Genomic DNA, 23,338 nt, shown 5'->3' on the forward strand with positions numbered 1-23,338 from the left:
CTGGCACACGACCTCCAGCCCCGCCCCTGCATCCGGGCGTGCGCGGCTCCACGAGAAACCATGGAATGACAGCAGCGAAGAACGATCCGTCCGAAGCCGTCGTCGAGAAGATCCTCGACGTCGACGTCTCGACGGAGATGCAGGACTCGTTCCTCGAGTACGCGTACTCGGTCATCTACTCCCGCGCCCTGCCCGATGCCCGCGACGGCCTGAAGCCCGTGCAGCGCCGCATCCTGTACATGATGAGCGACATGGGCCTGCGCCCCGACCGCGGGCACGTCAAGAGCGCCCGCGTCGTGGGCGAGGTGATGGGCAAGCTGCACCCGCACGGCGACACCGCCATCTACGACGCCCTGGTGCGCCTCGCGCAGTCCTGGACGATGCGGGTGCCGCTCGTCGACGGCCACGGCAACTTCGGCTCGCTCGACGACGGCCCCGCCGCCTCGCGCTACACCGAGGCCCGCCTCGACGCGGCCGCCATGGCCATGGTCGAGAACCTCGACGAGGACGTCGTGGAGTTCGTGCCGAACTACGACAACCAGCTCACCCAGCCCGACGTGCTCCCCGCGGCCATCCCGAACCTGCTCGTCAACGGCACCACGGGCATCGCGGTCGGCATGGCCACCAACATGGCCCCGCACAACCTGATCGAGGTCGTCGCCGGGGCCCGCTACCTGCTCGAGCACCCCGATGCCTCGCTCGACGAGCTGATGTCGTTCATCCCGGGCCCCGACCTGCCGGGCGGCGGCACCATCGTGGGCCTGGCCGGCGTGCGCGACGCCTACGAGACGGGCCGCGGCGCCTTCAAGACCCGGGCGAAGGTCTCGGTCGAGAACCTCACCGCCCGCAAGGTGGGCCTCGTCGTCACCGAGCTGCCCTACCTCGTCGGCCCCGAGAAGGTGATCGCCAAGATCAAGGACGGCGTCACCTCGAAGAAGCTGCAGGGCATCAGCGACGTCACCGACCTCACCGACCGCACCCACGGGCTGCGCCTCGTGATCGGCATCAAGACCGGCTTCAACCCGGAGGCGGTGCTCGAGCAGCTCTACAAGCTCACCCCGCTCGAGGACGGCTTCAACATCAACAACGTGGCGCTCGTCGACGGCGGGCCGCTGACGCTCGGCCTCCGCGACCTGCTGATCGTCTACATCAACCACCGCATCGACGTGGTCACCCGGCGCACCCGCTACCGTCTGGCGCGCCGTAACGAGCGCCTGCACCTCGTCGAGGGTCTCCTGATCGCCATCCTCGACATCGACGAGGTGATCCAGGTCATCCGCACGAGCGACGACAGCGAGGCCGCCCGCGCCCGCCTGATCGAGGTCTTCGAGCTGAGCGTGCTGCAGGCCGACTACATCCTCGAGCTGCGCCTGCGCCGCCTGACGAAGTTCTCGCTGATCGAGCTCGAGGCCGAGCGCGACCGCCTGCGCGAGGAGATCGCGCAGCTCGAGGCGCTGCTCGGCGACCCCGCGCTCATCCGCCGGGCCGTCTCCGACGAGCTCGAGGAGGTGGCCGAGAAGTTCGGCACCCCGCGCCGCACCCTGCTCACCGAGGCGCGACCGCAGGCGCCGGCCTCACGGCGCTCGCAGCCCGTGCTCGAGGTCGCCGATGCGCCGTGCACCGTCTACCTCAGCACGACGGGCCGCGTGCTCCGGGTCGACCGGGAGGAGCCGGCGGACGGCTCCGGCGGGTCGACGGGCCCCGTCGTGGGCGCCCGCCGCAGCAAGCACGACGCCATCCGCAGCGAGGTCACGACGACCCGCCGCTCCGAGGTCGGGGCGATCACCGACACGGGCCGGCTGATCAGGATGCCCGTGCTCGACCTCCCCGCGGCGCCCGCCAACTCGGTGCAGCTCGGTGCCGGGGTGCGCGTCAGCGACTACCTCGCCCTCGACGCCAAGCGCGAGAAGATCGTGGGCCTGGTCTCGCTCACCTCGGCGGTCCCCGTCGCGCTCGGCACGGCCCAGGGGGTCGTCAAGCGCGTCGCCGCCGGCGCCTACCCCGCGAAGCCCGACTTCGAGGTCATCGCGCTGAAGCCCGGCGACAAGGTCGTCGGCGTCGCGCAGCACTCCGAGGACGACGAGCTGGTCTTCATCACCTCGGATGCGCAGCTGCTGCGCTTCTTCCAGGCGAGCGTGCGGCCGCAGGGCGTCACCGCGGGCGGCATGGCCGGCATCAACCTGGGCTCCGGCGCCTCGGTGATCTTCTTCGGCTCGGTGCCCGACACGGGAGACGCCGTCGTCGTGACGATCGCCGGGAGCACCGCGACGCTCGCCGGCGCCGACCCGGGCACCGGCAAGGTGTCGGAGTTCACCGAGTTCCCGCCGAAGGGCCGGGCGACCGGCGGCGTGCGGGCCCACCGCTTCCTGAAGGGCGAGGACCTGCTCACCGTGGCCTGGGCGGGGCCGGCTCCGGCGCTCGCCGTCGCCAACGACGGCGCCGCCCGGACCCTCCCCGAGGTCGGGGCCCGGCGCGATGCGTCGGGAGTGGGTCTGGGCGGCGTCGTGGGGTCGGTCGGGGCCGAGCGCTCAGCGAGCTGACGGAGCGGCGAGCTGACGGAGCGGCTGCTACTTCGAGAGCAGCTTCGCGGACTCGTCGTGCCAGCCGGTCGCGACCTGGGAGAGCTTCTCCTGGTACTTGCGACCGTGGTGGGCGCAGAACAGGAGCTCTCCGCCGGACGGCATGTCGACTCGGATGTAGGCCTGCGCGCCGCAGCTGTCGCAGCGGTCGGCGGCGGTGAGCTGGTAGGCGTTCTCGATGTCGGAGACAGCCTCGGTGTCGGCGATTGACTGCATCTTCTGCTCCTTAGCTGCTCGGGCGGATCGGGTTACCTGCAATCAAAGCACCGATTGGGGTGGCCTCGTCGCCAATGCCCCGTGTTTCGCTCTGCGCGTACCGTGCATCCGGTATCTCGGCCTCGGGCCTCGGGGTCCGCCTGTGTGGCGCGGCAGGGCGGCTCCGCCCAGCGATTACCCTGGACGAGGAGGCCGACGTGCTCTCCGCGAACCACGAAGGAGACCCGGTGGCCACACCGTCCGACTACTCTGCCCGGCACCTGTCCGTCCTCGAGGGCCTCGAGGCCGTGCGCAAGCGCCCCGGCATGTACATCGGCTCCACCGACTCCCGTGGTCTCATGCACTGCCTCTGGGAGATCATCGACAACTCCGTCGACGAGGCGCTCGGCGGCCACGGCACCTCGATCGACATCGTGCTGCGCGGCGACGGCAGCGTCGAGGTGCGCGACACCGCGCGCGGCATCCCGGTCGACATCGAGCCGAAGACCGGGCTCTCCGGTGTCGAGGTCGTCTTCACCAAGCTGCACGCCGGCGGCAAGTTCGGCTCGGGCTCCTACGCCGCCTCCGGCGGGCTGCACGGTGTCGGTGCCTCCGTCGTCAACGCCCTCTCGGAGCGCCTCGACGTCGAGGTCGACCGCGACGGCAAGACCTGGGCCATGTCGTTCCACCGCGGTGAGCCCGGCGTCTTCGACGACCGGGGCGCCGAGCCGAGCCCGGATGCGCCGTTCACCCCGTTCGAGAAGCAGAGCGAACTGCGCGTGGTCGGCAAGGTCAAGCGCGGCGTCACCGGAACGCGGGTGCGCTACTGGGCCGACCGGCAGATCTTCACGAAGGGTGCCGAGTTCCAGACCGACGACCTCGTCAACCGTGCCCGCCAGACCGCCTTCCTCGTGCCCGGGCTCGCCATCGAGATCGACGACGAGCGCGGCGAGGAGCCGCGGCGGGAGTCGTTCCGCTACGAGGGCGGCATCTCGGAGTTCGTCGAGCACCTCGCCGCCGACGCCCCTGTCACCGACGTCTGGCGCATCCAGGGCTCCGGCACCTTCACCGAGACCGTGCCCGTGCTCTCGGAGTCGGGCGCGATGCTGCCCACCGAGCTGCGCCGTGAGTGCGAGGTCGACCTGGCCCTGCGCTGGGGCATCGGCTACGACACGGCGTTCCGCAGCTTCGTCAACATCATCTCGACCCCGAAGGGCGGCACGCACCAGACCGGCTTCGAGGCCGGGCTGCTGAAGTTCCTGCGCCAGACCGTCGAGGCGAACGCGCGCCGCCTGAAGGTCGGCACCGACAAGCTCGAGAAGGACGACGTGCTGGCCGGCCTCACCGCCGTGCTCACGGTGCGCCTGCCCGAGCCGCAGTTCGAGGGCCAGACCAAGGAGGTGCTCGGCACCCCCGCGGTGCGGAACATCGTCTCCCAGGTGGTCACGAAGGGGCTCGCCGAGCGCTTCGCCTCGACCAAGCGCGATGACAAGACCCAGGCCTCGCTCGTGCTCGACAAGGTCGTGGCCGAGATGAAGTCGCGCATCTCCGCCCGCGCCCACAAGGAGACCCAGCGCCGCAAGAACGCGCTCGAGAGCTCGTCGCTGCCCGCGAAGCTCGTCGACTGCCGCTCCTCCGACGTCGCCCAGAGCGAGCTGTTCATCGTCGAGGGCGACTCGGCGCTCGGCACGGCGAAGCTGGCGCGCTCGAGCGAGTTCCAGGCGCTCCTGCCGATCCGCGGCAAGATCCTGAACGTCCAGAAGGCGTCCATCGCCGACATGCTCTCCAACACCGAGTGCGCGTCGATCATCCAGGTGATCGGGGCCGGTTCGGGCCGCTCGTTCGACCTGTCGGCCGCGCGCTACGGCAAGATCATCCTGATGAGCGACGCCGACGTCGACGGGGCGCACATCCGCACCCTGCTGCTGACGCTGTTCTTCCGCTACATGCGGCCGCTGATCGAGGACGGCCGGGTCTACGCCGCCGTGCCGCCGCTGCACCGTGTCGTGGCGATCAACCCCGGCTCGAAGCCGAACGAGACGATCTACACCTACTCCGAGGCCGAGCTGAACGGCGTGCTGGCGCAGCTGAAGAAGTCGAACCGCCGTTACCAGGACCCGATCCAGCGCTACAAGGGGCTCGGTGAGATGGATGCCGACCAGCTCGCCTCGACGACGATGGACAAGCGCCACCGCACGCTCCGCCGGGTGAACGTGGCCGACGCGGCCGTGGCCGAGCGGATGTTCGAGCTGCTGATGGGCGATGAGGTGCCGCCGCGCAAGGAGTTCATCATCGCGGGCTCCGACAAGCTCTCCCGCGACCGCATCGACGTCTGACGCGACGCCAGGCCGTCCCCTCCGCTACTCGGAAAGGGGGCTGGCCGCGATCGTGGCGCGCGCCTGGCGGGCGCTCTCGTCGACGAGGCGGAGCGACTCGGGGGCCGGGTCGGTGTACTCGAGGCCTCGGCGCAGGCGCGCCGTGTCGAGCAGCGAGTCGGCGAGGGCCGGGTTGTTGGCGAGCACCGGGCCGTGCATGTGGGTGCCGAGGAGGTTGTCCTCCCAGAAGCCCTCCTCGCCCGGGGTCTCGGAGTTGCCGCGGCCGTAGACGACCCGGCCGAGCGTGCCGTGCGGACCGACGTCGACGAACGAGCCGCGGTTCTCGAAGCCCACGATCGGGCCGATCCGCGGCGAGTCGAGCACGAAGTCGCCCACGACGCGGGTTCCGCCGTGGCGGGTCGCGACCGGGAACACCGAGGCGCCCTCGAGCACCTGGCCCGACTCCAGCGCGATCGTCTGACCGAGCAGCTGGAACCCGGCACCGATGGCGAGCACGGGCCGGCCGTCGTCGGCCAGCGCCCGCAGGTCGCCGGCGATCGCCACGACGAGCGGATGCGCGATCAGCTCGGCCGAGACCGGACCGCTGCCGATGAAGACCAGGTCGGCGTCGTCGAACCGCGACCGCACCGCGCTGTCGTCGGGGCCGTCGTAGCTGAGCACCTCGACCGGCAGGCCCCGGGCCTCGGCGCGCCGGCGCAGGATCTCGACGTTGCCGCTCTCGCCGTTCAGCCCGAGCAGCCGCGGGAACAGGTGCAGGATGCGCAGCGCACCCGTCGAGGCCGCGCTCATGCCGCTCCCCCGCCCTCGAGCTCCTTGAAGCCCAGGATCTTGCGGATGCCCATCATCTGCTCGTAGTTCAGGATCATCACCTTGTGTCCGGTGGCCGGCTTCGGAAGCGCGAGGAACGCCTTCAGCGCCGCGCGCACGTCGAGGTCGACCGAGCCGACCGGGATGCCGAGGTAGCCGAAGCGCGTGGCGAACTGCCACGCCTTGGAGCCCGTGACGCCGTCGACGTGGTCGAGGGCCGAGAAGTCGATGTCCCAGATCCACGACGGATCGGGCGTGCCCTCGTCGACCGCGAGGAAGACCTGCTCGGGCGCCGACTCGAGCGAGTCGAGGTTGAGCTGCAGGCTCGCCGGGTTCTTCATCATGATGATCTCGATCTGCTCGCCGTCGACGACGAGCATCTCGCCCCGCCCGTAGACGGTGGCGAGCGAGTCGAGCGCCTGGCTGACGAGCTCCGGACGGAAGCGGTCGCCGAGCACGCTGCGGGCGGTCGCGGCGGCACCGGCCGCGTCGAGCGCGTAGTGCAGGCCGCGGGACGGGAGCTTGACCTCGATCAGGGTGCGATCCTCCGGCGAGCCGGCCACCGCATCCGTCGACCCGGCCGACGCGGAGGTCGTGCCCGCGTCGAGCGTCGCCTTCTCGATGGCCAGGGTGGCGCGGCTGCCGGTGAGGGCCACCACCTCGACCGCGGCCGGCCGGGAGCCGGGCTTCGCGCCGGCGTCGCCGAAGCGGTCGGCCGAGGCGACGCCGTGGCTGGCCGGCTCGACGAGCTCGGGCACTCCGCCGAAGAACGAGACCGCGCGGCCGGAGTGGGCGGGGATGCGGGTGTCGAGGTCGACCAGGAAGTTGTCCTCCCGGTTGAGGATCAGGCCGTCGGTCGACGTCGCCGCCACCCGGGCCAGCATCGCGGCGACGCGATCGGGCTCGTGGTAGCGGTTCAGCTGGTCGATCTGGATGTTCAGCAGCAGCACCGTCTTGGGCTTCAGCAGCTCGGCGAGCCGGGTGCCGTAGCCCTCGTCGACCTCGAGGATCGCGATGTCGGCGTCGAGCCGGCCGCCCACCGAGACCTCGGAGAGCAGCGCCGAGGCGATGCCCTGCGGCAGGTTGCCGCCGGAGGGGTTGGTGAAGACCTTCAGGCCGTGGGCCCGGATGATCGCCGCCAGCATGTTCGTGGTGGTCGACTTGCCGTTCGAGCCCGACACCGCGACGACGCCGTCGGGGATGGCGGCGATGGTGCGCTCGAGGAAGCCCGGGTCGATGCGCAGGGCGATGTTGCCGGGGATGGCCGAGCCGCCGCCGCGGAGGCGTGCGGCGACCCGGACGGCCCGTCCGACGAGGACGGCGGCCGTGGTGCGGACTGTCACCGGCCTACTCGAGGTAGTCGCGGAGCGACTGCGAGCGGGACGGGTGGCGGAGCTTGGCCATGGTCTTCGACTCGATCTGGCGGATGCGCTCGCGCGTGACCCCGAAGGTGTCGCCGATCTGGTCGAGGGTCTTCGGCATGCCGTCGCCCAGGCCGAAGCGCATGCGGATGACGCCGGCCTCGCGCTCGGAGAGCGAGTCGAGCAGCGACTCGAGCTGCTTCTGCAGCATGGTGAAGCCCACCGCGTCGGCCGGCACGACCGCCTCGGTGTCCTCGATCAGGTCGCCGAACTCGCTGTCGCCGTCCTCGCCGAGGGGCGTGTGCAGCGAGATGGGCTCGCGGCCGTACTTCTGCACCTCGACGACCTTCTCGGGCGTCATGTCGAGCTCGCGGCTGAGCTCTTCCGGCGTGGGCTCGCGGCCCAGGTCCTGCAGCATCTGGCGCTGAACGCGGGCCAGCTTGTTGATCACCTCGACCATGTGCACAGGGATGCGGATGGTGCGGGCCTGGTCGGCCATGGCGCGGGTGATGGCCTGACGGATCCACCACGTGGCGTAGGTCGAGAACTTGAAGCCCTTGGTGTAGTCGAACTTCTCGACCGCACGGATGAGACCGAGGTTGCCCTCCTGGATCAGGTCGAGGAACTGCATGCCGCGACCGGTGTAGCGCTTGGCGAGGCTGACCACGAGGCGGAGGTTCGCCCCGAGCAGGTGGCTCTTCGCGCGCTGGCCGTCCTTCGCGACCCACTGCAGCTCGCGCTTGAGCTGCGGGGTCATGTTCTCGGTGTTGGCCAGCTTGTCCTCGGCGAACAGACCCGCCTCGATGCGCATGGCGAGCTCGACCTCTTCGGCCGCGTTCAGGAGCGCGACCTTGCCGATCTGCTTCAGGTAGTCCTTGACCGGGTCGGCGGTGGCGCCCGTGATGGTGCTGGAGTAGACCGGCACCTCGTCCTCGTCGTCGACGAGCGAGAGCACGAGGGCGCCGGTGGGCAGCGCCTCCTCGGCCGCGGCGGGCTTCGCCGTCTTGTCGTCGTCGCCGTCGGTGTCGCCCTCGGCCGTGTCGGCGTCGCCCTCGGCGACGGTCTCCGTGTCGGCCTCGACGTCGACCTCGACCTCGGTCTCCTCGTCGGGCTCGGTCTCGTCGTCGTCGGAGGCCTTGGCCTTGGTGGCGCGCTTGGGGGCGGCCTTCGCCGCGGTCTTCGGCTTGGCGGCGGTCTTGGTGGCCGGCTTCGCCTTCGCGGCGGGCCGCTTGGCGGCGGGAGCCGCCGTCTCGACCTCGTCGGGCGTCGTCGCCTTCTCGAGGGTGTCTGCGGACTTGGGGGTGGCCATTAGTTCACCTTTCACGCCACGCGGCGGGCGGATCGAGCTCGTGGCTCCGGGCGGAGAGCCCACTGCGTGAAGATGTTTTTGGACATTACTAAGACCCATGTCAAGTGCCGGTTTCGCGCAGCCTCTGAAAGCGCTGCAACCGTGCACAGGAACGGGTCTTCATATCAATTATGACATGGAAACGGAAGACCGCTCACCGTCTCGCCCCCGGACGGGTCACCCTCTCCGCTTCCACTTCCTGAGGAGTGCAACCCAGATGGGGCCCACGGATATTCCCTCGTCCTCCTCCATCTTGCGGCGGGTGCGGCGTCGCGCGCGCAGCAGCATCACGACCCCGAAGCCGATCACGAGGTACTGGACGGAGAAGGCGAGCCGGAAGGCGTCGAGGTCGTAGAGCGAGCCGCTCCAGCCCGCGTCGAACTGCGCGTCGAGGATCAGGCCGATCAGGAACATGATCACGAAGCTGGCCGTGAAGCCGCCGACGTTGACGATGCCGTTGGCCGAGCCGAGCGAGCGGATCGGGTTGAACGAGCGGGCGAAGTCGAAGCCGATCAGCGAGCCCGGGCCGCCGACGCCCATCGACACGACGAGCAGCACGATCAGCCAGAACGGCGGCACGCCGGGCCACAGCAGCACGGCCGCCCAGACGAGCCCGAGGGTCGCCGTGATGCCGAGCACCAGGTTCGAGCGGCGGAGCGGGAAGCGCGCGGTCAGGATGCCGAGGATCGGCCCGGCCACGAGTCCGGTGAGCACGATCAGCACGAGCAGCACGGAGGCGGTGCCCTGCTCGATCCCGACGGCCGAGACCAGGAAGGGGAAGCCCCAGAACAGCGCGAACGCGGTTCCGGAGGACTGGGTCACGTAGTGCGTCCAGAAGCCCAGCTGGGTGCCCGGGCGCTTGAGCGTCGTGCCCAGGCCGCGCACGGCATCCTTCACCGACGCGACCCGGGGCTGCTCGGGCACCCCCGCGGGACGGTCGGCGAGGAAGGCGACGCCGAGCACGAAGCCCGCGAACGAGAGCGAGGCGGCCGCCGCGAACGCCGGCGTCCAGCCGACGTTGTGCAGCACCCAGGCGAACGGCAGGGCGCTCAGGATCTGCCCGATCGCCCCGATGTTGCCCGTCCACTGCGACAGCAGCGGAACACTGCGGCCCTGGAACCAGGAGTTGATCAGCCGGATCAGGGAGATGAACACGGCGGCGTCGCCCGCGCCGACGAGGATGCGGCCCGCGATGGCGATACCGATCGACGGGGCGAAGGCGAGCACGAGCTGACCGGCGACCATGATCGCCGAGCCGGTGGTGATCAGGAGCTTCGGGCCGACCCGGTCGATCAGGAGGCCGATGGGGATCTGCAGGCCGGCGTACACGACCAGCTGCAGCACGGCCAGCGCGGAGAGCAGGGCGGCCGAGGTCTCGAACCGCTCGGCTGCGTCGACTCCGGCGACACCGAGGGTCGACCGCTGGAGCACCGCCGCCATGTAGGCGAACACGCCGACCGCGAAGACGATCCAGGAGCGGCGGGAGTTCACTGCGCCAATGCTACTCCGGGCCGGTCAGGCGCCGGGCGGAACGGGCGTCCGTCAGGCGGAGCGGCCGTCGTCGTCGCCGAAGCGGTTGCCCGCCAGGAAGCGCTCGAGCTCGTCGGCGATCTCGTCGGCCGAGGGCAGCTCGCCGTCGACGTCGGTGAGCGGGGAGCGCACGCCGTTGCCCTCCATGTAGGCGTCGTGGCGCTCCTCGAGGGTCGTCACCAGCCGGGCCAGCTCGGTGTTCGACTGCACCTGCTCGTCGATCTTGCCGAGGAATACCCGACCCTCCTCACGGAGGCGGTCGGTGGGGAAGATCAGGCTGGTGGCCGCGCTCACGCTCTCGACCGCCACGAGGGCGGCGGTGGGGTACTCGGTGTCGGCGAGGTAGTGCGGCACGAGCAGCACGAACCCGGCGATCGGATGCCCGAGCTCCTGCAGGCGGTACTCCACCAGGTGGAGAGCGTTCGCCGGCGCCTGGGTCGTGGGCTTCCAGACCGAGAGCGCGTCGATCAGCTCGGAGCGGTTGCCGCTGACGGTCACGCGCACCGGACGGGTGTGCGGCACCGGCATCGGGATGGCGTGCACCCACGTGGTGGTGCTCACGGCGAACAGCTGCACCAGCTCGATCACGGCGGCCGAGAAGCGCTCCCACTGGAAGTCGGGCTCGAAGCCGTTGAGGAACAGGAAGCGCTGCCCGATCTCGTCGGTCATCAGGTGCAGGCGCAGGGCCTGCGGCTGGTAGTCGCTGATGTGGTCCTGATCGAAGGTGATGATCGGCCGGCGGGCCCGGTAGTCGAGCAGGATGTCGGGGTCGAACTCGGCGACGACCGTCGACTCGAGCGTGTCGAGGAGGTACTCGCCGAACTGCGCCACGGCGCCACCGGCGTCGGTGAAGCCCGACAGGGCGGCCACGAGCTGGAGCCCGTCGGGCACGAGGCCCGGTTCGGCCACGACGTCATAGAGACCGCTCGGATTGTCCATGCTTCAACTCTAATCGGGAGCGTCGGCGCGCCTCGGGCGCGGGTCGCATGCCCAGAGCGAACAGGGATCGGGAATAGCGGAGGTGCAGGGGGATCACGGCGCGCGGGCATCGGGACCGGCCGATTCCGCCCGGTTAGGCTGACGGGATGACTTCGGCTTCGCTCTCCCTCCGCTCCCCCGACCAGCAGCTCACCGACGAGGAGCTGCTCGTGGTCGCCGCCTCCACCGCCGACGGCGAGGTGAGTGTGCGCGGCTCGCTCGGCGCCTCCTTCGGCACCGAGATCGAGGCCGCCCTCGAGGCGTCGCTGGAGGCCGTGGCCTTCGGCGGCAAGAAGGACGAGTTCGTGCGCCTGCCCGCCCCCGCCGGCGTCGCGGCGAAGGCCGTGGCGGTCGTCGGACTCGGCACCGCCGAGCCCGACCTCGAGGCCCTCCGCTACGCCGCGGGCGTCGCCGGACGCCGGGCCACCGGAGCCGCACCGGTCGTGCTCGACTTCGGCGTCGAGACGCCCGCCGAGCTCGAGGCCGTCGCCGAGGGTGCCGGGCTCGGTGCCTATGACTACACCGACTACCGGGGCACCGGCACCACCTCCGAGGAGCCCGTGGCCCCGCGCCGCCTCGAGATCGTGCACGGGGCGCTCGCCGCGGAGGACGCCGCGACCGCGCTGGAGCGTGCCCGCACCTCGGTCGAGGCCGTCGACCTCGTGCGCGACCTGGTGAACGTGCCCGCCCTCGACCTCTACCCGTCGAACTACGCCGACCAGGTGCAGGCGCTCGTGGAGGGCCTGCCGATCGAGGTGGCCGTGTGGGACGAGGAGCAGCTCGTGGCGCAGGGGTTCGGCGGCATCGCCGGGGTCGGCCAGGGCTCGACCCGCCCGCCCCGCCTGGTGAAGGTCTCGTACCACCCGGCCGCGGCCGAGAAGCACATCGCGCTGGTCGGCAAGGGCATCACCTTCGACACGGGCGGCCTCTCGCTGAAGCCCCCGGTGTCGATGATCGGCATGAAGTACGACATGGCCGGCTCGGCGACGGTGCTCGCCGCCGTCATCGCCGCCGCCCGCCTCGACCTGCCCGTGCGGCTCACGGCGTGGCTCTGCCTGGCCGAGAACATGCCGTCGGGCGTGGCCATCCGCCCCGGCGACGTGCTGACCATCCGCGGCGGCCGCACGGTCGAGGTGCTGAACACCGACGCCGAGGGCCGGCTCGTGATGGCCGACGGCCTCGTCGCCGCGAGCGAGGAGAAGCCCGACGCGATCATCGACGTCGCCACCCTCACCGGCGCCGCCGTCGTGGCGCTCGGCAACCGCTACACCGCCGCGATGGGCGACGAGCGCCTCGTCGACCAGGTGCTCCAGGCCGCCGACGCCGCCGGCGAGAAGATCTGGCCGATGCCGCTGCCCGACGAGCTCCGGGCGCTGCTCGCCTCCGACATCGCCGACATCGCCAACGTGAAGCCGGGCAACACCGCCGGCGGGATGCTCGTCGCCGGCGTCTTCCTCAAGGACTTCATCGGCAAGGACGACGCCGGGGTGACGATCCCCTGGGCCCACCTCGACATCGCCGGCCCGGCCCAGAACAAGGACGGCGGCTACGGCTACACCGTCAAGGGACCGACCGGTGTGACGGTGCGCACCCTGCTCCGCCTTGCCGAGGCCTTCTCCCGCGCGTAGTAAGGTCGTAGGGGCGAAAACAACATCGCCCTTCTTCCATGCCCACCCACGCATGCGGGCCTGGATCTCTATGCACGAGGGAGTTGCTAGGTGTCGGAACAGAATTTTGACATTGTGGTTCTCGGCGGCGGCAGCGGCGGCTATGCGGCCGCTCTGCGGGCCAGTCAGCTGGGCTTCACGGTCGCGATGATCGAGAAGGACAAGGTGGGCGGCACCTGCCTCCACCGCGGCTGCATCCCGACGAAGGCGCTCCTGCACTCGGCCGAGGTCGCCGACGTCTCGCGCGAGTCGGCGAAGTACGGCGTGAACACCACCTTCGGCGGCATCGACATCGCGGCGGTCACGGCCTACCGCGAGGGCATCGTCGCCTCGAAGTACAAGGGCCTCGAGGGCCTCGTCAAGGCGCGCGGCATCACGACCATCTCCGGCGAGGGCCGGCTGACCTCCCCCACCACGGTGCAGGTCGGCGACCAGACCATCACGGGCGGCAAGATCGTGCTCGCGACCGGGTCGTACTCGCGCACCCTCCCCGGCCTCGAGATCGGCGGCCGGGTGATCACCTCCGAGCAGGCCCTGGCCCTCGACTTCATCCCGAACAAGGTCGTCATCCTCGGCGGCGGCGTCATCGGCGTCGAGTTCGCGAGCGTCTGGAAGTCGTTCGGTGTCGACGTCACCATCGTCGAGGCGCTCCCCCACCTGGTGCCGAACGAGGACGAGGCGATCTCGAAGCAGTTCGAGCGCGCCTTCCGCAAGCGCGGCATCGCCTTCAACCTCGGCACCCGCTTCTCGGGCGTCACGCAGAACGAGAACGGCGTCGTCGTCTCGCTGGAAGACGGCAAGACCTTCGAGGGCGACCTGCTGCTCGTCGCCGTCGGGCGCGGCCCGGCGACCGCCGGCCTCGGCTTCGAGGAGGCGGGCGTGAACGTCGACCGCGGCTTCGTCATCACCGACCACCGCCTCCAGACGAGCGTCCCCGGCGTCTACGCCGTCGGCGACATCGTTCCCGGCCTCCAGCTCGCCCACCGCGGCTTCCAGCAGGGCATCTTCGTGGCCGAGGAGATCGCGGGCCTGAACCCGCAGGTCGTCGAGGACGTGAACATCCCCAAGGTCACCTACTCCGACCCCGAGGTCGCGTCGGTCGGCCTCACCGAGGCGAAGGCCAAGGAGAAGTACGGCGACGAGAAGGTCTCCGTCTACGACTACAACCTGGCCGGCAACGGCAAGAGCCACATCATCGGCACCACCGGTTCTGTGAAGGTCGTGCGTCTGAACGACGGCCCGGTCATCGGCATCCACATGATCGGCGCCCGCGTCGGCGAGCTGATCGGCGAGGGGCAGCTGATCGTGAACTGGGAGGCCTACCCCGAAGACGTGGCCTCGCTCGTGCACGCGCACCCCACGCAGAACGAGGCACTCGGCGAGGCGCACCTCGCTCTGGCCGGAAAGCCCCTGCACGCCATCTGATCGGACGGGCCTCCGGGCCGCACCGACCGGGCCCGTGCCCCCAACCACCGTGCCGACTAGGCTGAATAAGAACTGTTCCATAAGGAGACAAAGGTCATGAGCGAATCCGTCAACCTTCCCGCACTCGGTGAGAGTGTCACCGAAGGAACGGTCACCCGGTGGCTCAAGAACGTCGGCGATCGCGTCGAAGTTGACGAGCCCCTTCTCGAGGTCTCGACCGACAAGGTCGACACCGAGATCCCGTCGCCCGTCGCGGGAGTGATCGAAGAGATCCTCGTCCAGGAGGACGAGACCGTCGAGGTCGGCACCGCGCTTGTGCGCATCGGCGACGGCTCGGGTGGAGGCGACTCTGCTCCGGCCCCGGCCGAGGCCCCCGCCGAGGAGGCGCCCGCCGCTCCCGCCGAGTCGGCCGCCCCGGCTCAGCCGGCCGCCGCCGCGGAGCCCGCTCCGGCCGCTCCCGCCGAGGAGAAGCCCGAGGAGGTCGTGACCCCCTCGGTCGACGCCCCGGCCCCCGCCGAGGAGCCCGCGCCGTCGGCTCCCGAGCCCGTGCAGGAGACCCCCGCTCCGGCTCCGGCCGCCCCGGCCGCTGCTGCCCCGGCCCCCGCTGCTGCTCCGGCTCCCGCCGCTGCCGCCCCGGCTCCGGCCGCTGCTCCCGCTGCTGCTCCGGCCCCGGCCGCTGCTGCCCCGGCCGCCGCTGCTCCGGCCACCCAGTCCGGTCCTAACGCCGGCTACGTCACCCCGCTGGTGCGCAAGCTCGCCCACGACCAGGGCGTCGACCTGTCGACCGTCACCGGTTCGGGTGTCGGCGGCCGCATCCGCAAGGAGGACGTGCTCGCCGCCGCCGAGGCGGCCAAGGCCCCCGCCACCGCTCCGGCCGCCGCCGAGAAGCCGGCCGCGAGCACCAAGCTCGAGACCTCGCCGCTGCGGGGCACCACGCAGCCGATGTCGCGCCTGCGCAAGGTCGTCGCCGAGCGCGCCGTGGCCTCGATGCAGGCGTCGGCGCAGCTGACGACCGTGGTCGAGGTCGACGTCACCAAGGTCGCGGCCTTCCGCGACTCGGTGAAGGGCTCGTTCCTCGAGAAGACCGGCCAGAAGCTCTCCTTCCTGCCGTTCTTCGCCCTGGCCGCTGCCGAGGCGCTCAAGGCGTTCCCGATCATCAACGCCACGGTCGACGGCGACAGCATCGTCTACCCCGACCACGAGAGCATCAGCATCGCGGTCGACACCGAGCGCGGCCTCCTCACCCCCGTGGTGAAGAACGCCGGTGACCTCGACATCGCGGGCTTCGCGGCCCAGATCGCCGACCTCGCCGCCCGCACCCGCGACAACAAGCTGAAGCCCGACGAGCTGGCCGGCGGCACCTTCACCCTCACCAACACCGGTTCGCGCGGCGCGCTGTTCGACACGCCGCTCGTCTTCCTCCCGCAGGTCGCCATCCTCGGCACCGGCGCGGTCGTGAAGAAGCCGGCCATCGTGAAGGTCGACGGAGCCGACGCCATCGCCGTGCGCTCGATGGTCTACCTGGCCCTCAGTTACGACCACCGCATCGTCGACGGTGCCGACGCCGCCCGCTTCCTCAGCGCGGTCAAGAACCGTCTCGAAGAGGGCGCCTTCGAGGCTGACCTCGGCATCTGACCCCGCGGTCGACTCCAGCTCGTACGAGCGGATCCTGAAGCCGGTCTCGCCCCTCACCACGAGGAGCGAGACCGGCTTCGCCGTTTCCGCCCCACCGTCCGTCGCGCCTGACACGGTGGCCCGCAGCAGCACCAGTCCCCCGAAGTCCTGCACCACCTCGACCCCGCCCACGGTGCCGCCCAGCGGATCGGCTGCACCGTGCTCGCTGACGCCTGCCGTCTGTGCCTGATCTTGAGCGAGTGCCGGAGAGCCTTGGCTCTCGACCCGTTCCAGGCAGTCGTCTCCCTCCCCCGCCAGGCAGGCCGCTCGATCGGCCAGCAGCTCCGTGACAGCCGCCACCGGATCGGCCTTGGGGTCGGCGTAGCCGGGCACGGCCGGCACCACGGGCGAGGCGCCTCCGGACGGCGACGGTGACGCCGCACCCGGCTCGGCGGGAGGCACGCGGGACGCGGCCTCCCCCTCGCCCCGGACGGGCACGAGCAACGCCACCACCACGACGGCGACCGCCGCCGCCGCCGCACCGACCACCAGAGCGATCCGCCGGTGCCGGCCCGCCACGGCGCGCCGTCCGCGCGACCGCACCGAGCGGCGCACGGCCGCCCAGCTCTCCCGCACCGCCAGCACGGCGGGCTCCAGCGTCTCGACGAACTGCAGCTCCGGCGCCTCGACCGGCTCCACGTCCACCGGCCGCCACGGATCACGCGCGACCAGCGGCGGCTCCGGCTGCTGGTGCGACTGCGTGACATCCGGCCGCATGACCGATGCGTCGGCCTCGTTCGGCCCGCCGCCGTCAGCGCCCATACCGCCCCGCGCCACCGCGAGCAGCACCCGGAGGTCGGCTGCCCGCGCGACCTCGTAGTCCGCCCGCCCGGCGTGCGCCGGGTCGAGCATCACCGCCCGCCCGAACCCCACGACGCCCAAGCCTCCGCCGGCATCGACGAGCAACGCCGAGCGGTCGAGCGCGCCGTGCGCGATCCCGATCGCGTGCAGCGCCGCGACCGTGGCGGCGAGGGAGGCCGCCGCCTCCGGGCCCAGCGCCGCCGGCTCGGCCGGCCGGCCCGGAACGAGCGTCATCACCGTGACGGGATCGTCGTGCGACGTACGCAGGCACGCCACGAGCGTCGGCATCGCCGCGACGGGATGCCGCGCCAGCACCTCGCACTCCGCGCGGCAGGCGGCCCGCGCATCCGGAACCCACACCTTGACGATCACCGTCGCCCCGGGGGACGCGACGGGATGCGCGCGGAACACGTTGGCCCGCTCCCCCACCGCCACGAGCTCGGTGAGACGGTAGCCGGGAACGTAGCCGGGGCCGAGGGGTGCGGGAACGGTCATGCGAGAAGGCTGCCGCGCCCGACGGAGGCCGTGGCGGTCACCGCGCGATCTGGGGAGGGACGAGCATCCGGAACTGCCTGTGCAGGAACACCGCACGCCCGCAGAGAACGTGGCCCCCGACGACGGTGCCACCCCGTATCCTTGGAGTCATGGCACGCAACACCGAGAAGACCCCGAAGAAGCCCAAAGAGCCCGGCCGTCTGAAGCAGATGTGGTCGGTCTTCAAGATGACCCGCCGCTACGACTCCCACGCGGTGTGGATCATGGCGCTCGGCTTCGCCCTGCCCGTGATCGTCGGCGTGGTGCTGGCGCTCGTGCTCGCGGGCGGAAACGTCTTCGGCATGGTGATGTGGATCCTGGCGGGCGTGCTCGCGGGTCTGCTGGCCGCCCTGATCATCCTCGGCCGTCGTGCCGAGCGCGCCGCCTACAAGCAGATCGAGGGTCAGCCTGGTGCCGTCGGTGCCGTGCTCCGCAGCTCGCTCCGCCGCAGCTGGACGGGCAGCGAGATGCCCATCGCGGTCAACGGCAAGACGCAGGACGCGGTCTACCGCGCGGTCGGCCGCGGCGGTGTCGTGCTGATCGGCGAAGGCTCGAAGACCCGCACCACGAAGATGCAGGAGGACGAGCGCCGCAAGGTGCTGCGCATCCTCCCGAACGTGCCCGTGACCTTCATCAACGTCGGCCCCGACGCCGGCACGGTGCCGCTGCACCGCGTGCCGCGCACCCTCGCGAAGATCAAGCCGACGCTCACCAAGCCCGAGGTGCTCGCGGTGTCGAACCGGCTGACGTCGCTGTCGTCGTCGCCGCTGCCGATCCCCAAGGGCATCGACCCGATGCGCATGCGCCCGCAGCGCGGCCGGTAAGCGAAAGCGCCCCGTAACGACTGAAGGCCCCGTCACGCGACGGGGCCTTCAGTCGTAGGAGTAGGAGCAGGAGTAGGAGAACCGCAGCCGATCAGCGCTTGATCAGCATCGTCCCCGCGAACACGTCATGCAGCCCCCGCTGATCCGAGTCCCAGATCACGGCGGGAATCACCAGCACGAGCAGCACCGTGCGGAGGATCGGCCGCCACCGCCCCGCCCAGCTCCCGTCGAGCCGCACGAGCCGCATCCCCAGCAGCAGATGCCCGACACCTCCGCCGAGCAGGATCAGCAGCACGATCTGCTCGACCAGGAAGATCAGCAGACTGGCCCAGTCGCTGCCGAAGAAGAACGCGAAGTAGATCACGTAGCACAGCGCGAAGTCGATGAGCAGGGCGGCGATCCGGCGGCCGGGGCGGGCGATCGAGCCGTGGCCCTCGCGGTTCAGACCGAGGCGCTCGCCCGGCCAGTCGCTCGGGGCGGCCCCACCGGGCGGGAGTGGTGCAGAAGACGTCACCCCACAAGCCTAGGGGCGAAGAGTGAACGGATGCCCGGCCCCGCGTCGCTCCCAGATCCGTGAAGCCGTAACATCCCGGAAACAATGGCGACACAGTCGGGCAACCCCCTGCACCTATCCTGACGAGTGGCTGCATCTGCAGCTTTTTCTGTACCAAGCCATTTGGAGATCTCTCACATGTTCAGTGATTCTTCCGAGGTGCTCAAGTTCATCAAGGACACGGATGTCAAGTTCCTCGACATCCGCTTCACGGACCTTCCCGGGGTCCAGCAGCACTTCAACATCCCCGCCTCCACCGTCGACGAGGAGTTCTTCGCCGTCGGTCAGCTCTTCGACGGCTCGTCGATCCGCGGCTTCGCGTCGATCCACGAGTCGGACATGCAGCTCATCCCTGACGTCTCCACGGCTTACGTCGACCCCTTCCGGGCCGAGCGCACCCTCATCATCGTCTTCGACATCTACAACCCGCGGAACGGCGAGATCTACTCGCGCGACCCGCGTCAGGTGGCCAAGAAGGCCGAGAAGTACCTGGCGTCGACCGGCATCGCCGACACCGCGTTCTTCGCCCCCGAGGCCGAGTTCTACATCTTCGACGACGTGCGCTACGAGGTGAAGCAGAACTCCAGCTTCTACTCGGTCGACTCCAGCGAGGCCGCGTGGAACACGGGCCGCGAGGAGGAGGGCGGGAACCTCGCCAACAAGACCCCCTACAAGGGCGGCTACTTCCCCGTCTCCCCGGTCGACCAGCACGCCGACCTGCGCGACGACATCTGCCTCAAGCTGATCGACGCCGGCCTCATCCTCGAGCGCTCGCACCACGAGGTCGGCACCGCCGGCCAGGGTGAGATCAACTACCGCTTCGACACCATGGTGCACGCGGCCGACGACATCCTGAAGTTCAAGTACATCGTGAAGAACACGGCGAACCTCTGGGGCAAGACCGCGACGTTCATGCCGAAGCCGCTCTTCGGCGACAACGGCTCGGGCATGCACACCCACCAGTCGCTGTGGAACGACGGCACCCCGCTGTTCTACGACGAGGCCGGCTACGGCGGGCTCAGCGACATCGCTCGCTGGTACATCGGCGGTCTGCTGAAGCACGCCCCCGCGGTGCTCGCCTTCACGAACCCGACGGTGAACTCCTACCACCGCCTGGTGCCCGGCTTCGAGGCCCCCGTGAACCTGGTCTACTCGGCCGGCAACCGCTCGGCGTCGATCCGCATCCCGATCACGGGCACGAACCCCAAGGCCAAGCGCATCGAGTTCCGTGCGCCCGACGCCTCGGGCAACCCGTACCTCGCGTTCGCCGCGCAGCTGATGGCGGGCCTCGACGGCATCGCCAACCGCATCGAGCCGCACGAGCCCGTCGACAAGGACCTGTACGAGCTTCCCCCCGAGGAGGCGAAGAACATCCCGCAGGTTCCCGCGACGCTCGATGCCGCGCTCGACGCGCTCGAGGCCGACCACGAGTTCCTCACCAAGGGCAACGTCTTCACTCCCGACCTGATCGAGACCTGGATCTCGTACAAGCGCGAGAACGAGATCAAGCCCATCGCCCAGCGCCCGCACCCCTTCGAGTTCGAGCTCTACTACGGCGTGTAGGCACTCCGCACGATCACGGGCCGCATCCTCTCGCGAGGGTGCGGCCCTTGTCATCGCAGCGGGCGAGCGGATGCGCGGCAGCGCCCCGAGCCGTCACGACGCCACGGCACCGAGCCCCGGCGCGGCCGCGAGCCCTACTGCCCGTAGAACAGCCGCTCGAAGACCGTGCGCGACCGCCGGGTGACCCCGAGGTAGTCCTCCTCGAGCTGCGACGCCGAGCCCGGAGGGTACTCCAGCAGCCGCGCCACGCCCTCGAGCGAGCGGCGGTCGGACGGCAGCACGTCGGAGGTCTTGTTCGTCCACAGCGTCATCGCCGAGCGGGCCCGCGAGGCGAAGATCCACGCCTCCCGCAGCTTGCGGGCGTCGTCGTGGTTGATCAGCCCGGCGGCCTCCTCGGCGGCGAGGGCGAGCAGCGTCGACGTCGTGCGCAGCGACGGGATCGGCGAGGCGTTCTGCAGCTGCAGGAGCTGCACGTACCACTCGACGTCGCTCAGCGAGCCACGGCCGAGCTTCAGGTGCCGGGCCGGGTCGGCGCCCTGCGGCAGCCGCTCCTTCTCGACCCGGGCCTTGATGCGCTTGACCTCGCGCGCCTCGGTCTCCGACAGCGAGGACGGGTAGCGCACCGTGTCGGCCAGGGCGTGGAACGCCTCGATCAGCTCGCGGTCGCCGGCCACGCCGTTCGCGCGCAGCAGCGCCTGCGCCTCCCAGGTCAGCGACCAGCGCTCGTAGTAGGTGGTGTACGAGGCGAGGGAGCGCACCGCGGGGCCGTTCTTGCCCTCGGGACGCAGATCGATGTCGAGGTCGAGCGGCAGCCGCGCATCCTCGGTCAGGCGCACCAGCTCGTTGACGATGAACTGCGCCACCGACTGGCCCGTCGCGCTGTCGACCCGCACGGGCCGGTAGACGTAGAGCACGTCGGCGTCGGAGCCGAAGCCGAGCTCGCCGCCGCCGTAGCGGCCCATGCCGATGATCGCGAACTCGATGCCGTCGCCCGTGGCGGGGGCGGCCGACTGACGGATGACCGCGAGCGTGCCCTCGAGCAGAACCGTCGTGACGTCGGTCAGCCCCTTGCCGAGCTCCTGCACGGTGACCATGCCGAGGATCGACGCGATCGCGAGCCGCAGCACCTCGCGCCGGCGGGCGGTGCGGAGCGCCATCGCCGCGGCGTCGGGTGTGTCGTGGCGGGCCACGATCGAGCGCATCTCCTCGTCGAGAACGGCGCGCGGGCGGGGCCGCAGCTCCTCGTCGTTCTCGAGCCAGGCGGCGGCCTCGGGGATGCGCTCCAGCAGCTCCCCCACGAAGCGCGAGCCCGACAGCACCTGGGTGAGCCGCGCGGCGGCCCCCGAGGAGTCCCGGAGCATCCTGAGGAACCAATACGTCTCCCCCAGCGTGTCCGACAGTCGCCGGAACGCCAGCAGCCCGTAGTCGGGGTCGGCCCCGTTCGCGAACCACTGCAGCATCACGGGCAGCAGCGTGCGCTGGATCTGCGCCCGCCGTGAGACCCCCGCCGTCATGGCGCGGATGTGCCCGAGCGCCCCGGCCGGGTTCTGGAAGCCGATGGCTGCGAGCCGTGCCTCGGCCTGCGCGCTCGTCAGCGCCTGCTCGTCGGGCGAGAGCGCGGCGACCGCGGCGAGCAGCGGACGGTAGAACAGGCGCTCGTGCAGGCTCCGCACGCGCACCTTGATGGCGGTCCAGCGGGTGACGAGGTCGGCGGCGCTGCCGGCGAGGCCGGTGCCGCGGGCGAGCACCCGCTGCTCCGACTCGTCGCGGGGCATCAGGTGGGTGCGGCTGAGCTGCCGCAGCTGCAGGCGGTGCTCGAGCAGGCGCAGGATGCGGTAGTCCTGCCCGAACTCCACGGCCTCGACGCGGCCGATGTAGCCGGCGTCGGCCAGGGCGGTGAGCGCCGGCAGGGTTCCGCGCTGCCGCACCGTCTCGTCGGTCTGCCCGTGCACGAGCTGCAGCAGCTGCACGGTGAACTCGATGTCGCGGAGGCCGCCCGGGCCGAGCTTCAGCTGGTACTCGACGTCGTCGTTCTTGATGTGTTCGGTGACCCGCTCGCGCATGCGCTGCACCGACTCGACGAAGTTCTCCCGCGAGGCGCTCGACCAGACCTGGGGCACCACGAGCCGGGTGTACTCCTCGCCGAGCGCGAGGTCGCCGGCCAGCGGGCGCGCCTTCAGCAGCGCCTGGAACTCCCAGTTCTTCGCCCAGCGGTCGTAGTAGGCCGCGTGCGACTCGAGCGAGCGCACGAGCGCACCCGCCTTGCCTTCGGGGCGCAGGTTCGGGTCGACCTCCCAGAGGCCGGGTTCGAGACCGGATTCGCCGATGCCGCGCATGGTCACCATCGCCAGGCGGGTCGCGATCTCCATCGCGCTCGATGTGGGCAGCGACCCCGAGCCCTCGCCCACGAAGATGACGTCGACGTCGCTGACGTAGTTCAGCTCGCCGGCGCCGGCCTTGCCCATGCCGATGATCGCGAGGCGGGTGGCGCGCACGTCGTCGGCCGGGAACTGCCAGAGCCCGTTGCCCTTGGTGGAGATCTGGCTGCGGGCCACGGCGAGGGCTGCCTCGAGGGCCCCGGCGGCGAGGTCGGCCAGGGCAGCGGCCACGTCGGGCACGCCCGCCACCGGGTTCGGCTGCTCGAGGTCGTAGGCCGTGACGAGGGCGAGCAGCACGCGGTAGCGCACCCGCAGCGCCGTCCAGGCGTCCTCCCCGACGAGCGCCGAGAAGCCGTCGACGGCGCCGACGGAGTCGAGCAGCGACCGTCCGGCGCCTTCCGCGTCGGGCAGCCGCAGGGTCTCGACGTCGAGCGCGGCCAGCTCGCGCGGGTGCCGGGTGAAGAAGTCGGTGAGACCGGCGGATGCCCCGAACACGCGGATCACGCGGGAGCGCAGCCGCGCATCCGCGAATGACGACCGCAGCACCTCGGGCGAGCGCAGACCGAAGCGCCGCGCACCCTCGAGCGCCTGATCGGGGTCGGCCGCCGCCTGGAACGCGGGCAGCAGCTCCTCGACCGGCACGCCGCTCGCCTCGGCCAGGGCGGGCAGCTCCTCGGCCGCCCAGCTCAGCCGGGCGAAGCCGATGCGCGCCAGATCGGTCAGCGCGGTCTTGGAACGGGGCATCGGCGGCGTCTCAGCGGAGCCGCCGCCCGGCACACGGCCGG

General features: G+C 70.9%; 15 protein-coding genes. 7 read left to right on the forward strand and 8 right to left on the reverse strand.

The genetic code is table 11. From position 1 onward, the window contains the following. Window positions 1-65: 65 nt before the first annotated feature. Window positions 66-2,540 carry a DNA topoisomerase (ATP-hydrolyzing) subunit A gene (locus tag ITJ64_RS14260; protein WP_194681411.1) on the forward strand — a complete coding sequence of 825 codons (2,475 nt, stop codon included), beginning with the start codon at window positions 66-68 and terminating at the stop codon, window positions 2,538-2,540. Between the two features lie 27 nt (window positions 2,541-2,567). On the opposite strand, the gene ITJ64_RS14265 is transcribed toward ITJ64_RS14260, so the two are convergent. After that, window positions 2,568-2,795: a hypothetical protein gene (locus tag ITJ64_RS14265; protein WP_173181092.1), complete on the reverse strand. Its 228-nt coding sequence runs from the start codon at window positions 2,793-2,795 to the stop codon at window positions 2,568-2,570. Window positions 2,796-3,022: 227 nt separating this feature from the next. Here ITJ64_RS14265 and ITJ64_RS14270 point away from each other — a divergent pair, with 227 nt between their 5' ends. Further along, window positions 3,023-5,110 carry a type IIA DNA topoisomerase subunit B gene (locus ITJ64_RS14270; protein ID WP_370545195.1) on the forward strand — a complete coding sequence of 696 codons (2,088 nt, stop codon included), beginning with the start codon at window positions 3,023-3,025 and terminating at the stop codon, window positions 5,108-5,110. 24 nt (window positions 5,111-5,134) lie between these two features. On the opposite strand, the gene ITJ64_RS14275 is transcribed toward ITJ64_RS14270, so the two are convergent. The 5 genes from ITJ64_RS14275 to ITJ64_RS14295 all read right to left on the reverse strand — a co-directional run bounded on the left by ITJ64_RS14275 (window position 5,135) and on the right by ITJ64_RS14295 (window position 11,095). Continuing rightward, on the reverse strand, window positions 5,135-5,899 hold the full coding sequence (locus ITJ64_RS14275; protein WP_194681413.1) for a type 1 glutamine amidotransferase: 765 nt from the start codon (window positions 5,897-5,899) through the stop codon (window positions 5,135-5,137). Continuing rightward, window positions 5,896-7,260 (reverse strand): MurT ligase domain-containing protein, encoded by a 1,365-nt coding sequence (locus tag ITJ64_RS14280; RefSeq protein WP_194681414.1) that lies wholly within the window; start codon window positions 7,258-7,260, stop codon window positions 5,896-5,898. The genes ITJ64_RS14275 and ITJ64_RS14280 overlap by 4 nt, the downstream gene beginning before the upstream one ends. A gap of 4 nt (window positions 7,261-7,264) precedes the next feature. Next, window positions 7,265-8,587 (reverse strand): RNA polymerase sigma factor, encoded by a 1,323-nt coding sequence (locus ITJ64_RS14285; RefSeq protein ID WP_194681415.1) that lies wholly within the window; start codon window positions 8,585-8,587, stop codon window positions 7,265-7,267. A 216-nt stretch (window positions 8,588-8,803) separates the two neighbouring features. Further along, a complete protein-coding gene (locus ITJ64_RS14290; RefSeq protein ID WP_194681416.1) occupies window positions 8,804-10,117 on the reverse strand; it encodes an MFS transporter in 1,314 nt (437 codons plus the stop codon). 51 nt (window positions 10,118-10,168) lie between these two features. Next, entirely contained in the window at window positions 10,169-11,095 is a 927-nt protein-coding gene (locus tag ITJ64_RS14295) for a proteasome assembly chaperone family protein (RefSeq protein ID WP_194681418.1), read from the reverse strand. A gap of 146 nt (window positions 11,096-11,241) precedes the next feature. Between ITJ64_RS14295 and ITJ64_RS14300 the strand changes: the two genes are divergently transcribed. The 4 genes from ITJ64_RS14300 to ITJ64_RS14315 all read left to right on the forward strand — a co-directional run bounded on the left by ITJ64_RS14300 (window position 11,242) and on the right by ITJ64_RS14315 (window position 18,059). Continuing rightward, window positions 11,242-12,762, forward strand: a complete 1,521-nt coding sequence (locus ITJ64_RS14300) for a leucyl aminopeptidase (protein WP_194681419.1) — start codon at window positions 11,242-11,244, stop codon at window positions 12,760-12,762. 90 nt (window positions 12,763-12,852) lie between these two features. Then, the gene (lpdA, locus tag ITJ64_RS14305) at window positions 12,853-14,226 is read left to right on the forward strand and encodes a dihydrolipoyl dehydrogenase (protein WP_194681420.1); all 1,374 of its coding nucleotides are present in this window, start codon (window positions 12,853-12,855) and stop codon (window positions 14,224-14,226) included. Window positions 14,227-14,322: 96 nt separating this feature from the next. After that, window positions 14,323-15,861 (forward strand): 2-oxoglutarate dehydrogenase, E2 component, dihydrolipoamide succinyltransferase, encoded by a 1,539-nt coding sequence (sucB, locus tag ITJ64_RS14310; protein WP_194681421.1) that lies wholly within the window; start codon window positions 14,323-14,325, stop codon window positions 15,859-15,861. Between the two features lie 1,484 nt (window positions 15,862-17,345). Then, the gene (locus ITJ64_RS14315) at window positions 17,346-18,059 is read left to right on the forward strand and encodes a DUF4191 domain-containing protein (protein ID WP_194681422.1); all 714 of its coding nucleotides are present in this window, start codon (window positions 17,346-17,348) and stop codon (window positions 18,057-18,059) included. Window positions 18,060-18,150: 91 nt separating this feature from the next. On the opposite strand, the gene ITJ64_RS14320 is transcribed toward ITJ64_RS14315, so the two are convergent. Further along, window positions 18,151-18,573, reverse strand: coding sequence for an RDD family protein (locus ITJ64_RS14320; RefSeq protein WP_194681423.1), 423 nt, complete (start codon window positions 18,571-18,573; stop codon window positions 18,151-18,153). A gap of 177 nt (window positions 18,574-18,750) precedes the next feature. On the opposite strand from ITJ64_RS14320, the gene glnA reads away from it, so the two are divergent. Continuing rightward, on the forward strand, window positions 18,751-20,175 hold the full coding sequence (gene glnA / locus ITJ64_RS14325) for a type I glutamate--ammonia ligase (RefSeq protein ID WP_194681424.1): 1,425 nt from the start codon (window positions 18,751-18,753) through the stop codon (window positions 20,173-20,175). A 134-nt stretch (window positions 20,176-20,309) separates the two neighbouring features. Here glnA and ITJ64_RS14330 read toward each other — a convergent pair whose 3' ends face one another. Further along, window positions 20,310-23,297, reverse strand: coding sequence for a bifunctional [glutamine synthetase] adenylyltransferase/[glutamine synthetase]-adenylyl-L-tyrosine phosphorylase (locus tag ITJ64_RS14330; protein WP_194681425.1), 2,988 nt, complete (start codon window positions 23,295-23,297; stop codon window positions 20,310-20,312). Window positions 23,298-23,338: the final 41 nt, after the last annotated feature.

This window comes from Herbiconiux sp. VKM Ac-1786, assembly GCF_015350805.1.
Taxonomy (GTDB): Bacteria; Actinomycetota; Actinomycetes; order Actinomycetales; family Microbacteriaceae; genus Herbiconiux.

What these genes read in the sequence shown, in the direction of transcription:
- ITJ64_RS14260 (WP_194681411.1), top strand. Translation starts at nt 66, where the DNA reads ATGACAGCAGCGAAGAACGATCCGTCCGAAGCCGTCGTCGAGAAGATC.
- ITJ64_RS14265 (WP_173181092.1), bottom strand. Translation starts at nt 2,795, where the DNA reads ATGCAGTCAATCGCCGACACCGAGGCTGTCTCCGACATCGAGAACGCC.
- ITJ64_RS14275 (WP_194681413.1), bottom strand. Translation starts at nt 5,899, where the DNA reads ATGAGCGCGGCCTCGACGGGTGCGCTGCGCATCCTGCACCTGTTCCCG.
- ITJ64_RS14285 (WP_194681415.1), bottom strand. Translation starts at nt 8,587, where the DNA reads ATGGCCACCCCCAAGTCCGCAGACACCCTCGAGAAGGCGACGACGCCC.
- ITJ64_RS14295 (WP_194681418.1), bottom strand. Translation starts at nt 11,095, where the DNA reads ATGGACAATCCGAGCGGTCTCTATGACGTCGTGGCCGAACCGGGCCTC.
- ITJ64_RS14300 (WP_194681419.1), top strand. Translation starts at nt 11,242, where the DNA reads ATGACTTCGGCTTCGCTCTCCCTCCGCTCCCCCGACCAGCAGCTCACC.
- sucB (WP_194681421.1), top strand. Translation starts at nt 14,323, where the DNA reads ATGAGCGAATCCGTCAACCTTCCCGCACTCGGTGAGAGTGTCACCGAA.
- ITJ64_RS14315 (WP_194681422.1), top strand. Translation starts at nt 17,346, where the DNA reads ATGGCACGCAACACCGAGAAGACCCCGAAGAAGCCCAAAGAGCCCGGC.
- glnA (WP_194681424.1), top strand. Translation starts at nt 18,751, where the DNA reads ATGTTCAGTGATTCTTCCGAGGTGCTCAAGTTCATCAAGGACACGGAT.
- ITJ64_RS14330 (WP_194681425.1), bottom strand. Translation starts at nt 23,297, where the DNA reads ATGCCCCGTTCCAAGACCGCGCTGACCGATCTGGCGCGCATCGGCTTC.